The 14,003-nt window shown below is 70.9% G+C and carries 8 protein-coding genes and 3 pseudogenes; 4 read left to right on the top strand and 7 right to left on the bottom strand.

The genetic code is table 11. The features are described from left to right. Positions 1 to 18 precede the first annotated feature (18 nt). Positions 19 to 4,341: a beta-ketoacyl synthase N-terminal-like domain-containing protein gene (locus ACTWP8_RS08440; RefSeq protein ID WP_443321523.1), complete on the top strand. Its 4,323-nt coding sequence runs from the start codon at positions 19 to 21 to the stop codon at positions 4,339 to 4,341. Beyond that, positions 4,289 to 5,290: pseudogene (locus ACTWP8_RS08435) on the top strand (alpha/beta hydrolase); the annotation flags it as partial. The gene ACTWP8_RS08440 and the pseudogene ACTWP8_RS08435, both read left to right, overlap by 53 nt. A 23-nt stretch (positions 5,291 to 5,313) precedes the next feature. On the opposite strand, the pseudogene ACTWP8_RS08430 reads toward ACTWP8_RS08435, so the two are convergent. Continuing rightward, positions 5,314 to 5,649 (bottom strand): annotated as a pseudogene (locus tag ACTWP8_RS08430) (SDR family oxidoreductase); the annotation flags it as partial. 618 nt (positions 5,650 to 6,267) lie between these two features. Beyond that, positions 6,268 to 6,852, bottom strand: a complete 585-nt coding sequence (locus tag ACTWP8_RS08425) for a TetR/AcrR family transcriptional regulator (RefSeq protein WP_443321522.1) — start codon at positions 6,850 to 6,852, stop codon at positions 6,268 to 6,270. Positions 6,853 to 7,086: 234 nt separating this feature from the next. Here ACTWP8_RS08425 and ACTWP8_RS08420 point away from each other — a divergent pair, with 234 nt between their 5' ends. After that, a complete protein-coding gene (locus ACTWP8_RS08420; protein WP_443321521.1) occupies positions 7,087 to 7,761 on the top strand; it encodes a hypothetical protein in 675 nt (224 codons plus the stop codon). A gap of 33 nt (positions 7,762 to 7,794) precedes the next feature. On the opposite strand, the gene ACTWP8_RS08415 is transcribed toward ACTWP8_RS08420, so the two are convergent. From ACTWP8_RS08415 to ACTWP8_RS08395, 5 genes and pseudogenes are all read right to left on the bottom strand, one after another. Continuing rightward, positions 7,795 to 8,142 carry an MmcQ/YjbR family DNA-binding protein gene (locus tag ACTWP8_RS08415; RefSeq protein WP_443321520.1) on the bottom strand — a complete coding sequence of 116 codons (348 nt, stop codon included), beginning with the start codon at positions 8,140 to 8,142 and terminating at the stop codon, positions 7,795 to 7,797. Positions 8,143 to 8,189: 47 nt separating this feature from the next. Further along, complete coding sequence (locus ACTWP8_RS08410) at positions 8,190 to 8,390, bottom strand: hypothetical protein (protein WP_443321519.1); 201 nt, start codon at positions 8,388 to 8,390, stop codon at positions 8,190 to 8,192. A gap of 363 nt (positions 8,391 to 8,753) precedes the next feature. Further along, positions 8,754 to 9,781: pseudogene (locus tag ACTWP8_RS08405) on the bottom strand (RNA polymerase sigma factor). Beyond that, positions 9,778 to 10,092: a YciI family protein gene (locus ACTWP8_RS08400; protein WP_443321657.1), complete on the bottom strand. Its 315-nt coding sequence runs from the start codon at positions 10,090 to 10,092 to the stop codon at positions 9,778 to 9,780. The pseudogene ACTWP8_RS08405 and the gene ACTWP8_RS08400 overlap by 4 nt, the downstream one beginning before the upstream one ends. Positions 10,093 to 10,404: 312 nt before the next feature. Then, positions 10,405 to 10,632: a hypothetical protein gene (locus tag ACTWP8_RS08395; RefSeq protein ID WP_443321518.1), complete on the bottom strand. Its 228-nt coding sequence runs from the start codon at positions 10,630 to 10,632 to the stop codon at positions 10,405 to 10,407. Between the two features lie 341 nt (positions 10,633 to 10,973). On the opposite strand from ACTWP8_RS08395, the gene ACTWP8_RS08390 reads away from it, so the two are divergent. Beyond that, positions 10,974 to 13,955, top strand: a complete 2,982-nt coding sequence (locus ACTWP8_RS08390) for a SpoIIE family protein phosphatase (protein ID WP_443321517.1) — start codon at positions 10,974 to 10,976, stop codon at positions 13,953 to 13,955. The last annotated feature ends 48 nt before the right edge of the window (positions 13,956 to 14,003 follow it).

Raw genomic sequence — 14,003 nt, 5'->3', positions numbered from 1 at the left:
TGGCGCACCTCAGAAGGTGTGAGGCAGACCGTGGTCGCGCGGTTGTGCGAGTGGTACGGCCTGCGACCCGAGGACGTCACCGACGACCGGCCGTTCGCCGACCTCGGGCTCACCTCGCGGGACGCGGTCACGCTGGCGGGAGAGCTGGGCATGCTCACCGGCGGCGACCTGCCCGCCACGCTGCTGTGGGAGAGCCCCACCCTGGGCGAGCTGACGGACCGTCTGTGCGGCGGCGATGCGTCCGGCGCGCCTGATGCGGTGCCTGTCCCGCGGACGTCCGGGCGGGTGGAGCGACCGGCGGAGGCGTGCCCGGTCGCGGTCGTCGGCATCGGATGCCGCCTGCCCGGGGCCGATGGCCCGCAAGCGTTCTGGCGGCTGCTCAGCGGCGGCGATGACGCCGTGTCGACCGTCCCGGAAGGCCGGTGGGAGCCCTTCGTGTCCGCCGATACCGGGTCACCGGACCTTGAGGCGGCCTGCCGGAACGGCGGCTTCCTCCGTGACATCGCCGGATTCGACGCCGAGTTCTTCGCGATCCCGCCCCACGAGGCCCAGACCATGGACCCCCAGCAGCGGATGGTCCTGGAAGTCGCCCGGGAGAGCCTCGACCACGCCGCGATCCCCGCCGCATCCCTGGCGGGCACCGCGACGGGAGTCTTCGTCGGGATCAGCGGCAACGAGTACGCGCAGCTCACCACGGCCAGGCTGGACACCGTGGACGCCTGGACACCGCCCGGGGCCGCGCTCAGCATCGCCGCCAACCGGCTGTCCTACGTCCTCGACCTGCGCGGCCCCAGCCTCGCGATCGACACGGCCTGCTCCTCCTCGCTGGTGGCCGTCCACCACGCCGTACGCAGCCTGGCCAGCGGCGAGAGCGACACCGCCCTGGCCGCCGGGGTGAACCTGCTGCTCTCCCCAGCGATCACGCTGGCCTTCTCCCGCGCGGGCGCCCTCGACCCCGGAGGCAGGTGCCGCGCCTTCGACGCTTCTGCCGCGGGGATGGTCCGCGGTGAGGGCTGCGCCGTGGTCGTGCTGAAGCGGCTCGCCGACGCGGAACGCGACCGCGACCGGATACTCGCCGTCATCAGGTCCACCGCGGTCAACTCCGACGGACGCTCCAACGGCCTGCTCGCCCCGAGCCCCGACGCCCAACGGGCGCTGCTCACCCAGGCGTATGCCAGGACCGGTCCGGTGCCGCCGGAAGCCGTGGACTACCTCGAGGCACACGGCACGGGCACCCCGCTTGGCGACCCCATCGAGGCGGGCGCACTCGGCGCGGTCCTCGGTGCCAACCGGGACCCGGACCAGCCGCTGCTCATCGGCTCCGTCAAGTCCAACGTCGGCCATCTGGAGGCCGCGGCCGGGATCACCGGCCTGGTGAAGACCGTCCTCGCCCTCGCCCACGACGAGATCCCGCCGAGCCTGCACTTCACCGCACCCAACCCGCGGATCGACTTCGACAGCCTCCGGCTGCGGGTCGTCACCGCTCCCGAACCATGGCCGCGCTATTCGGGCACCGCCACGGCCGGGGTCTCCGCGTTCGGGTTCGGTGGCACCAACGCCCATGTGGTGCTGCAGGAGTACCGCCCGGTCCCCGCCGACCCGCTCCCGGACAGCGCCGCAGCCCCGGCCGTGCTCTTGATCGACGGCGACTCACCCGACCGGGTGCGCGAGTACGCCGGCGAACTGGGGCACTGGATGAAGGCCCAGCCGCCCGCGGCCGTTGGGCTCGCCGATGTCGGGCGCACTCTCGCAGGGCGCACCGGCCGCGGGCGCTTCCGCGCCGCCGTCGTCACCCGGGACCGCGACTCGGCTGCCGAGGGCCTGGCCACGCTGGCCGCGGGCCGTACGGGACCCGGGGTGATCGCCGGTGACGGGCGCAGCCACACGGGATGCGGCCCGGTGTGGGTCTTCCCCGGCTACGGTTCCCAGTGGCCGGGTATGGGCCACCAGCTCCTGACCGCGGAACCCGCCTTCGCGGCCGCGGTCGACCTGCTGGAGCCACTCCTGCTCGCGCACGCCGGTGTCTCCCTGCGGGCGAACCTGGAGCCCGGCGCCGAGCTGCGCGGACCGGCCGTCGTGCAACCCGTGCTGTTCGGTGTCCAGGTGGCGCTGGCGGAGCTGTGGCGCGCTCACGGGGTCCAACCCGCCGCGGTCATCGGGCACTCCATGGGCGAGGTCGCCGCCGCCGTTGTGGCCGGAGCGCTCAGCGCCGAGGACGGGGCACGCGTGATCGCGGTCCGCTCCCGGTTGCTGGCCGGCCTGTCCGGCGGATCGATGGCCCTGGTCGACCTGTCAGCCGCACGCACGCACGCCCTGGTGAACGAATACCCGAGCCTGCGGATCGCCGTGTACTCCTCGCCGCGGCAGAGCATCATCACCGGAACGGTCCGGGACGTGAAACGGATGGTCAGCCGTGTCACGGACGACGGCGGCGTCGCCCGCCTCCTGGACGTGACGGCGGCCGGCCACTCACCGCAGGTCGATCCGCTCCTGGACGAACTCACCGGCGAGCTGGCCATGATCCAACCCGCGCCTCCGCGGCTGCCCGTCTACTCGACCGTGCTCGACCGGCCGTGGGACCCGTCCGCGTTCGACGCCCACCACTGGGCCGCCAACCTCAGGCTGCCTGTGCGTTTCGAACAGGCTGTCAAGGCTGCGGCCGGTGACGGCCACCGCGTCTTCGTCGAAGTCTCCGCCCACCCCACCCAGCTCCTCGCGCTCAGAGACACGCTCGAGTCGGCCGGTGCGGAACACCCGTTGCTCGTGCCGACACTGCGCCGCGGCACCGACGACGCCCTGACCTTCCGGATCTCGCTCGCCTCGCTCCTGGTCGGCGGCTGCCGGACACCGCACCAGGCGCTGCATCCCGCGGGCCGAGTCACCGACGTACCCGCCCCCCGCTGGCGGCACCGCCACCACTGGATCGGCGCGGCCCCGGCCGCGGAGCCCTTCCAGACGCCACGGATCCACGACCGTGGGACGGACCAGCCCCGTCCCGGTGACGACGGCGAGGGCAGCCAGGGCACCACCGTCGAGCGCCTGCGCCGCTGTATCGCCGCCGTCACGGGCCACGAGCCGGGCCACATCGACATCCGGCAGCCGCTGACCGAACTCGGGCTCGATTCCCTGACGGCCGCGCGGATCGGCGTGCGCGCGGAAGCCGAGTTCGGCCGGGCGCTGCCACCATCGGTCCTGCTGCGCGTCGGTACGGTCGAGGCGGTGGCAGCCTGGCTGGACGGCCGCCGGCCCGAGGCCGCCGCCCCTGCGACGGAAGCCGGGCGCGCCCTCCCACGTGACGCCGTGGAACGCGCCGTCGCCCTTGCCTGGCAGGCCGCCTCCGACGGCCCGGCCCCGGGCGTCGGCCAGGAACTTCCCTTGAATGACGACCCGTCCCTGCGCACCCGCTTCGCGGACGCCCTCACCGCGTACGCGGGTACGAGACAGGATCCCGCCAAGGTGTTCCGGCCGCCCATCACCGTTGAGGCACTGGCCGACCGCCTGCGCCCGGCCGTGGAAGGCCAGCCGGCGGGGCCCCTCAGGCACCTGTCGCCGGGCGGAAGTGGCACGCCCCTGTTCCTGGCGCACCCGGCGGGCGGCTCCAGCGCCGTGTACCGCACCCTGGCCGGGCGGCTCGGTCACGATCGCCCGTGCTACGGGCTGGACCGCCTGACGCTGCTCCCCTCGGTGGGCGAGCGCGCCCAGGAGTACGCCCGGCTGATCCGCAAGACGACTGCCGGCCCGTGGATGGTCGGCGGCTGGTCCTATGGCGGCCTGCTCGCCCAGGAGACGGCACGGCTGTTGACGCTCGACGGCGGCCAGGTCACCGCCCTCGTGCTCATCGACACCATCCTCCCGCTTCCCCCTTCCGACCCCGGACCGTCCCCCGCCGAGGAGGCGCGCAGGCGATTCGAGGACTTCGCCGACTACATCGGGCGGGCCTACGGCACGTCGCTTCCTCTGCCCTTCGACGAGCTGGGGCTGCTGGACGAACACCAGCAGATCGACCGGGTGATGAAGGCTCTGGAGCAGGCCGCGGACCTGCCCGACGCCGTGCTGGAGCACCAGCGCACGTCCTATCTGGACCTGCGCAGCGGTGAGCGCCACACGCCGCGCCCGTACGCGGGCCGGACAGTGCTGTACCGGGCAACGCAGGCAGCTCCGCACACCGTCCGGGACGCCCGTTACGAACGCACCGACGAGGCCCTGGGCTGGGACGCGTACTGCACCGACCTGACCGTGGTCCCGCTCCCCGGCCACCACCTGTCCCTGCTCGATCCACCCGTGGTCGATGTGCTGGCCGACCGCCTCACCGACGACCTCGGTGACAGCCGAGAGCTCTGATCCGGAGTATGCGAGGTACCCCATGCACGAACCCCGAGCACACCGCCGCCTCAGGAGCAGATCCAGCGTCCCTGCGCCCGCCGCCGCGGCGACCGCCGCCGCCCTGGCCGCCGCCCTCGCCGTCACCGGGAGCCCGCCCTCTGCGGCTGTCGTGCCGTCCCCCGCGGCACGAGTAGCGGAGGACGGTGCGCGTGTGGTCTCGCGCGCGTGGCTCGACGAGCGCACCGTCGATCTGCGGATAGCTTCGAGAGCCGTCGGCGGGACCGTCCCTGTCCGGGTGCTGCTGCCGCCCGGCTGGTCCGCGGACGCCGGGCGCACCTGGCCCGTTCTCCACCTGCTCCAGGGCGCCCACGACGACTACACGTCCTGGACTCGCGAGACCGATATCGAAGGCTTCACCCGTGACAAGGACCTGATCACGGTCATGCCGGCGTCCGGGCCGACCGGCATCCCCACCCGGTGGTGGGACTTCGGCCGACCGGGCGCGCCCGACTACGAGACCTTCCAGGTCGACGAGTTGATGGGGATTCTGCGGCGTGACTTCCGTGCGGGTCAGAGCCGGGCCGTCGCCGGTGTGTCCACCGGCGGCTATGGCGCGATGGCCTTCGCCGCCCGCAGGCCGGGCACGTTCGCGGCGGCCGCCTCGTACAGCGGGCTGCTGCACACCACCATGCCCAGCAGCGTCGCCACGATCGACGCAATCGTCGCCCGCGAGGATCTGAATCCGTGGTCACTGTGGGGCGACCCGTACCTCCAGGCGGCGCGATGGCGCGACCATGATCCCTACGTGCGTGCCGAGGGGTTGCGGGGAACCGCGCTGTACATCTCCTCGGGCAGCGGTGTGCCGGCAGGCTCCGACGACCTGGCCGGCGGCCCTTTGGAGACGGCCGTGTGGCCGGGCGTGAGATCGTTCGCCGCCCGCCTGCGCGCCCTGGGCATCCCGGCCACGGTCCACCTCTACTCCGGCGGTTCTCACAACTGGACATACTGGGACCGCGAGTTCCGGGCCTCGTGGCCGATGCTGGCGCGAGCTCTCGGCATGCCGGTGCGCACCGCGGCCGCCACTTCTTCGGCCTCCGCTACCCGGCCGAGCGGGTTCTCCGTCTTCGCCCGATCGGCACGGTCGGTCTCGGTCTCGCCGGGCCGTAGCGACATGGGGGCGGCGGAGGCGCCGGGGCTGACCGCGTTGATGCGGATGCCCTGATGGATGTGGTCGAGAGCGGCGGCACGGGTCAGCGCGGAGACCGCTGCCTTCGAGGTGATGTACGCGGCGGCGTTCGGGATCCGCAGGTGTGCGCCCAGGTTGGAGCCCGCCGCTGGTTGAGCAGGAAGCGGGGTGGCAGCAGCGGGTCGCGGGCACGGCGCTCGGCGTACAGGAATGCGGCGAGCAGCGCGGTCCCGCCGAGCAGCGGCACGAGCACCCTGGCCGACGACCAGGGTTGGGCATGGTGACGACGAGCCCGTAACTGGCGAGGGCGATCCCGGCGGTGGAGAGCAGAGCCCCCGGCAGGTCGAGAACCCGGCCTTGGCTCGGTGCAGTGTCCGGCAGAAGCCGGGGCGTGAGGGCGAGGGCTGCGAGGGCCACCACTTGCCTGCGGTGAGGGCGCGCCGCCCGCCGTAACGGGCGGCGAGACGTCCGCCGAAGAGCAGCAGCCCGGCGAAGGTCAACCCGTAGGCGGCGCTGAGCAGGATCAAGTCGGCGCGCTTCAGCTCGAATTCGCGCCCGAGACGAGGCAGCGGTACGGCGATCGCGGCAAGCGTGAAGATCAGTGTGGCCTGGACGCTGCCGAGGAGACCGAAGGCGTATCTGTGCTGCATGGTGGCGACGCGGGCGGCACCCGTGGTGGTCATATCCCCCCTAATATTTGACCGATCGGTTCATTATTCGAGCGCGCGGAAGGGCCCGGTGGCTCCGGTGAGTGAGGTTCAGTTCAGCAGGGCCAACGCCTGTTCGGCCGCGTCCTGTACCCGGGCGGGATCGCTCGACGCCTTGCCGACGATCCGTACGCCCTGCAGCAGGACGAAAAGCATGCGGGCCAACGCGCGCGGATCGCGGTCCTCGGGCAGCTCGCCCTGGGCCTGAGCCCGTACGAGCGCGGAGTGGAGCAGGGTCTCGATGTGCTCCCAGCTGATCTCGACCCGGCGGGCCGCCGCGGGGTCGTGCGGGGCCAGCTCGGCTGCGGTGTTGGTGATGAAGCAGCCGTTCAGCCGGGCCTCCGCAGAGGCGGCTTCCCTGGCGAAGCGGTGCACCAGTGCCCGCACCGCGGGCAGCGCGGGGCCTGGCTGGGACAGCTCGGCGAGGAGAAGGGGGTCGCGCGTCTCCGCGTACCGATCCATGTCCTTCAGGTAGAGCTCATGTTTGTTACCGAAGGTCGCGTAGATGCTGGCGCGGCCGATGCCGAGATGCTCGACGATGTCCGTCATCGACGTCGCTTCGTAGCCGCGCCGCCAGAACAGCTCAAGGGCCGCCTGCAGCGCGGCGTCCGGATCGAATTCCTTGGTCCTGGCCACGTCGGTGACCACAGACTTATCTGGAACGGTCGATCAATAACTGTGTACCGTGGTCAGGTCTGTGAGGGGCAGAACTGCCAGCGGTTGCCTTTGATCCCTGGTAGGCCCCGGGTGTAGGCAGCAGTGAAAACGTGAGCGCGGTTTGTCTGAAATGCACTTGCGCCTCCTTGCGATGTACCAGGTCAAGGACAGGGCGGTGGCAGCGTTGTGACATACGGCTGACAGCGTCTCCGCATGGCAGAGACGAGATCGTCCAGGTGGCGCCGGCTGCTCGTGGCCGCGGGTGTCACAGGGGCGGTCGCGGCCGGGGCCTGGTACGGCTACGCATGGGCATGGCCTGGCCGGGCGAACTCGGAGGAGGCGTCCGCCGCGAGCCCCACCGCGGGGGCGGAAGTGGACCGTCGTCTGAACGACGTGCTCCGTGCTCTGCCCGGCCGCCCGCAGATACTCGGCGACGCGGCCCTGGACCGCTGCCTCCGCATGGCAGAGTTCGAAGGCGCCGATCCCGGCCCGATGCACTGCCAGTGGCAGAAGGCTCGGTACGTATCCTTCGACGGAAACCTCCGAGAGACAGCCGAAAGCTGGTACTCCGCCCTCGACAGTCAGCAATGGGCCGGCTCTCCCGCACCGTTGCCGCCCGACTCCGGATATACCGCCGAGCGCTACGAGTACATCGACGCCGAGACTCAGGATTTCCTCATCATCACGATGGTCCGCGACAGCGGCTCCCTTCCGCTCCTCGACAACGAGCAGCGCATGGAGGGATTCCAGGAATACCGTCGGGAACACCAGGAGTTCGGCTCGCGGAAAGCCGCGGAGCAAGCCCTGACCGACGGCCGACGCATCGCTGAGATAACCCTGATCCGGACCTACTACTCCGAGGGCGATCGTCCCCGGCCGCCATACTGACGAGACGAATTGCCAGAACTCAGCACGGGTCGCTCACTCCGGGCCCGTATGACTCTCGCCGTGTTCGTCGTACGCAGTCACAAGGCGCTTGGGTGCCTTGTGACGCCAGGTGAGCTCGGTCAGCTCGCGTAGGCGCTCGGCTGAGACCCCGCCTCCAAGGTCAACCCTGAGACCGACGAAGATCCGGCCATGAGGCCCGCCAGCGCGCCACACCTCTTGGTAGACCTCCGCATCCTCGGCGGCGGCCGCTTGTGCCTCCGCCTGAGCGACGGCCACGATGACGGTGGTGTCACCCTTCTCCATACCGACGAAAGGCCTCCCCCTGACCTTGAACGACGGGAGCCTGAAGTGCGTCGTCTCCTCGACCTCAGGAAGCGCCATCGCGTACGGCGGATGTCGGCAAGCTCATACGTGTGCTGGTGAGCGGGTCATGTGTGGGGGAACCGTTCGCTCGAGGCGCCTCGCAGCCGCCCTGCCGGCAACTTCCGGCCGCACAGGATCAGCGCCAGGTCCTGGGCGGTGCCGGACACCGGGGTTCCGGACCCGAAGGACCAGTCGATGTCGTCGGCGCAGAGTTTGATCCCGCTCAGATCGATGCCGAAGAACTTCAGGCTCTTCGGCGAGCTCACGGTTCGCAGTGTGCTTCGCAGCCGCTCTTCAGGGACTCGTCGGTCGATGCCGAGCGCCACCGTGATGTCCAGGCCGTGGATCGCATCGTGGGTCAGCGCGGCTTCAAACCCGCCACCCGGAGGCTTCCACGGGTGCTCGGCGTTCTCTCCGAGCGCTGCAACGAGCTCGCCGGTGGGCAGGGCTGCATCTCGTCGGGCGCATCGGTCAGCCATCCTGTTGAAATTCCCTCGCGCTCCGGCCTCCTCATTGCGGGCCTCCAGCCACGAGCCGTTCGGCGGTCACGGTGTTCCTTTCGGATCGCCCCTTCCAGAAGGGGTTTCGTCCAACCGACGAACGGGCCGGGCAGCGAGGACATCCTGCGGTTATGACCGGACAGTGATTTCCCGGAGCCGGCGGTTGAGGTAGCGGCGTTCGGCGTCGGTCGCCGCCGGCTCCAGTGACTCGCGGTAGGCGGCTGCCGCCTCGCCGATGCGGTCGAGGCGGCGGAGCAGGTCGGCCCGGGTCACCGGCAAGAGGTGGTACCCGGCCACCTTCCCCGACGCCTCGAGCGCCTCCACCAGCTGAAGTCCGGTGGCTGGTCCCTCGGCCATGCCGACCGCCACAGCCCGGTTCAGCTCCACCACGGGGGACGGGGCCAACCGCAGCAGCTGCCCGTACAGCGCGGCAGCGTCGTGCAGCAGCATCAGCGCGAGCAGGCCCACCGCCTCGGGTTCGTCGGGCATCAGCCGTGCCAGCACCCGGGCCGGCCGTATGGCCTCAGCGCTCAGGTTGCGCCGCGCCAGATCGGCGCCGACTGTGGCCGAGTACCCCTCATTGAACAGCAGGTACAACACCGCCAACACAGCCGGTGTGCGCTCGGGCAACAGGTGTGCCGGCGGCACCCGGTAAGGGATCCCGGCGTTCCGGATCTTCTGCTTGGCCCGCACCAGGCGCTTCGACATCGTCTGCTCACCGACCAGGAACGCCCTGGCGATCTCGGCAGTAGTCAGTCCCCCCAGAGTGCGCAGAGTGAGCGCAACCTGTGACTCAAGCGCCAGCGCCGGGTGACAGCACGTGAACATCAGCCGCAACCGGTCGTCCGGCACACCGCTGTCGTCGTCGGTCGGCTCCGGTTCATGGGCCATGGCGGCCACCTCCCGCAGCTTGACGGCGCCGACTGCTTCACGGCGCAACCGGTCGATGGCGCGATGACGCGCCGCAGTGGTCAGCCATGCACCGGGCCTGCCGGAATGCCGTCGCGCGGCCAGCGCTGCAGGGCCAGCGCAAAGGCGTCCTGCGCGCACTCCTCGGCCATGTCCCAGTCGCCGGTGGTCCGGAGCAAAGTCGCCACGATCCGGCCCCACTCCTCACGGAATGCCTGAGCGACCGCCGCCTCGATCTCGGAGGTCATGCCTGCCACAACGGGCGGATCTCGATCGTCCCGTAACCCGCTGCCGGATGCTGCGAAGCGATCTCGATGGCCTCGTCCAGGTCAGCGCACTCGATCAAGCAGAACCCGCCGATCTGCTCCTTCGTCTCGGCGAACGGCCCGTCCGTGAGCAGCACCTTCTCATCGCGCACCCGCACCGTCGTGGCATCCGTCGGTGGCCGCAGCCCGGCTCCGCCTTGGAGCACCCCGCGACGTTGCATCTCCTCGGTCCAGCCTCCGCAGCCGTCCTCGGCATGGACCGCCGCGGATTCGTCGCCGCAGATCAACAGCATGTATCTCACCAGTCCTCCTCCTATACCGATCCACTCATACGACGAACAGGGGCATCCAGGAAGGACAGGTCCACCCACGCTCATCATCAGCAGACAACGCGGAGGTGTCCCCGGGGGCGGCCCGCGATGGACCCTGTGCAGACGGCATGCCTTGCACGACAAACAGGATCATGCCGGGCTGGAAAGCGGGGTTTGGACGGCGTGCACTCCGCGACCCCTCCCAGCCGTGCCGCGCTGGGCTTCGCCGGCCTGGACGGCACCGCCTTCGTGGTGGTGCACTCGCCGCAAAGTCTCCAGCCGCCGCAGAGTCCATTACCCCGTGTAAAGCCGCGCGCGGGTGCGGGCAGCCGTGATACCCAGCGCCGTCCGGGCCAATGCGACCTGCGCGTATTCGTGGACGAGGCCGCCGATGCGGTCGCGCCGGATGACACGCGCTGGGGCATCGACGGCGGGCGGTTCGGGCACCGCCGGCACCGTCGGGGCGCCGTTGTCCAAGTGATCGGTGAGGCCGATGTTCTTTGTCGTGGTCGGCGCACTCATCGACGACAAGGCGCAGGTGCCGCTCTCCGGTGATCAGAACGCGGGCGGTGGCCTCGCGCCTGCAGGTTCCCGCCCAGTGCTCAGCAATCGCGTGCATCCGGGGCACACCCGGCAGGATGGGCACCACCCGGGCGCCGATGGCGGAGAAAGACCGCGTCGAAGCCCTCGGTGAGGTAGCCAGCGTTGTCCCGGGTGAGTAGCTGTTGTTTTGCGACGAGCGGGCGGGGAGCGGCATAGAAGCGGGGCGGATCGAGCGAATACGGCAATCGTTGAGAAGAATCAGCTCATGTCCAGAAATCCCGCATACTGGAACTCGTACCGTACGCCTGTGCGGGTAGGGAGTGATCCGGTTGACGGTCGGCTGGGATGAGGGCGGCGGCCTCGTCGACGCCTACGAGCGGTTCCTGGCAGGTGAGCGGATCGAAGACGTGGGAGGAGCCGTCAGGACCCCGATCCTGACCTCCTGGCAGCGGTGCAAGTCGCTGGGGCTCGTCCCCGACCAGCTCTCCCTCACCTACGAGCAGGACTTGGACCTGGACGGGCGGCTGTTGAGCGCTGCCACCCCGGTCCTCGACCGGGTGGCGGCCGCGCTCGACGGACCGCCGGTGAGTGTGATCCTCACGGACGCACAGGTGCACGTGCTGTCGCGCCAGGCCGGCGATGCGGAGCTGAACAGGTGCCTGGACGCGGCTCAGATCGTCCAGGGCTTCGGCTTCCCCGAGTACAGCGCGGGCACCAATGCCGCCGGTACCGCGCTGGCCGAACGTCGTCCCGTCCACGTCCAGGGCCGTGAGCACTTCGCGGACTGCATGCTGCCGCTCGCCTGCGGCGCCGCACCCATCCGTCATCCGCTCAGCGGCCGCGTCGAAGGGGTAGTGAATCTCACGTGCTTCCGACGGCAATCGGATCCGATGATGCTGTCCCTCGCACGACAGGCCGCCGGCGAGATCGAACAGCGGCTGCTCGAACAGTCCTCGCAGCGCGAGCGTGAACTGCTCGCCGCGTTCCTCCGCACCCGGCGGGCCGCTGGAGGGCCCGCCGGGCCGCTCGGGGAGCCCCTGCCCGGACTGGCGCCGGCCGCGGGCTCGATCGACCGCATCGACCAGGCCGTCCTCCGGGAGAAGGCCCAGGAGCTGATCGCCTCCCCGCACCGGGTGGCCACCGAGGTGACTCTGTCCGGCGGCCGGACCGCGGTGCTGCTGTGCCGCGAGGTGAGGGCGCCCTCCGGCGAGGCCGGGATCGTCGTGGAAGCCGCCATCCCCTCTGGCCCTCAGTGCCGTATACCAGTGCCCTCAGGTCCCGCGCTTTCCGCCGCGAGCACGCTGGTGACCGAGGCGACGCCGCCGTCGGTGGCGGTCACGACCCCCTGGCATCCCGCCGGAACGGAAGCGACCGCAGCCGGTCCGACGGCGCAGATCAAGAAGCAGCAGACCGAGGCTGAGGTTCAGGGCACGGCGCAGCAACCGGCAGCGGAGCCCGAGCAGGCGCCCAGCCAGGGCCCCGCAGCGGATCAGGGCCAGGCCGTCCCCACGGCGGAAGCCGCGACCGCCGCACCGACAACTCCGGCGGGCCAGGTCCCCCAGACCCACGCGGGCCTGTTGCTCCTCGGCGAGCCGGGAGTCGGACGGCTCGCCCTGCTGGCCCGGAAGCGGTTGGAACTGCTGTACGACGCCAGCGTGGGCATCGGCCGGACCCTCGACGTGACCCGTACGGCAGAGGAGCTCGTCGAGGCGGTGGTGCCGCGGTTCGCCGACTTCGTCGCCGTCGACCTGCCCGACTCAGTCCTGCGCGGCGAGGAACCCACCGATATCGGCGAGGGCCTGCGGCGAGTGGCGCTCGGGGCAGTACGCGAGGACTCGCATCTCTACGGTGCGGGCGAGAAGATCAGCTGGCTCCCGGCCTCACCGCAGGCGCGCTGCCTGGAGACCGGGCGTCCCGTACTGGAGCCGGAGCTGAGCCGGGCCGTCGACTGGGTGGCCAACGACCCGCGGCGCAGCCGGAAGGTCCTCGAGTCCGGAGTCCATTCCCTGATCACCGTGCCGATGCGGGCCCGCGGGGTCATCCTCGGCGTGGTGAGCTTCTACCGTGCCGAGGGCCTCGGCGCCTTCGAGGACGACGACCTGTGGCTGGCCGACGAGCTGGTCGGCCGGGCCGCGGTCTGCATCGACAACGCCCGCCGCTTCACCCGCGAGCACACCATGGCGCTGGCGCTGCAGCGCAGCCTCCTCCCGCGCGGCCTGCCCGTTCAGAACGCCGTCGAGGTCGCGCACCACTACCTGCCCGCGCCGACCGGGGTGCGCGGCGACTGGTTCGACATCATCCCGCTGTCCGGCACCCGAGTGGCTCTCGTCGTCGGTGACGTCGTCGGCCGCGGCGTGCACGCCGCCGTCACCATGGGTCGGCTGCGCACCGCTGTGCACAACTTCTCCGCCCTCGACCTGCCGCCCGAGGACCTCCTCGCACGCCTCGACGACCTGGTCGCCCGCCTTGACGCGGACAGCGAGGGGAACGGCGGGATCATCGGTGCCACCTGCCTGTACGCGGTGTACGACCCGGTGTCCCAGCGCTGCACGTTCGCCCGGGCCGGTCACCCGCCGCCCGCGCTGGTGTTGCCCGACGGCACCGTCGACTTCGTCGACCAGACCGCCGGCCCGCCGCTCGGCCTCGGCGGACTGCCCTTCGAGCCCTACGAGGTCGAGGTGCCCGAGGGCAGTCAGATCGTCCTCTACACCGATGGGCTCATCGAGCATCGCGGCCAGGACGTCGACACCCAGCTCAACCTGCTGCGCCGTACGCTCGGCGCCACCGGGCCGGCCGCCCGTTCGCCGGAGGAGACCTGCGCGGCCGTCCTGGACGCCCTGCTCCCCGCTCCCGCCCACCCCAGCGATGACGTGGCCCTGCTCGTGGCCCGTACCCATGCCCTCGGCGCCGAACGGACGGTGCACTGGGGCGTGCCGGCCGACCCGGCCGCGGTCCCGCTGGTCCGCGCGGCAGTCACCGAACACCTGGAGAAGTGGGATCTCGTCGAGCAGGCGCCCATCACCGAGCTGATCATCAGCGAGTTGGTCACCAACGCCATCCGGTACGGCGGTGAGCCGATCAGCCTGCGTCTGATCCGCGATCACATGCTGATCTGCGAGGTGACGGACGGCAGCAGCACATCCCCGCGCCTGCGCCAGGCCCGCACGACGGACGAGGGCGGACGCGGCCTCTTCCTCGTGGCCCAGCTCTCGGAGCGGTGGGGTGCGCGCTACACGGCCGACGGCAAAGTCATCTGGACCGAGCAGCCGCTGCCTCCGGACGGCTCGGATGGCTCCGTCTAGGTTCGCCTGGGGGCTCCGGGGACAGAGCTGCCGCCCTGAGCAGATCGC

Source organism: Streptomyces sp. 7N604 (assembly GCF_052245475.1).
In the GTDB taxonomy this organism is placed as follows: Bacteria; Actinomycetota; Actinomycetes; order Streptomycetales; family Streptomycetaceae; genus Streptomyces.
This window is presented reverse-complemented; position numbering and strand designations above follow the sequence as displayed.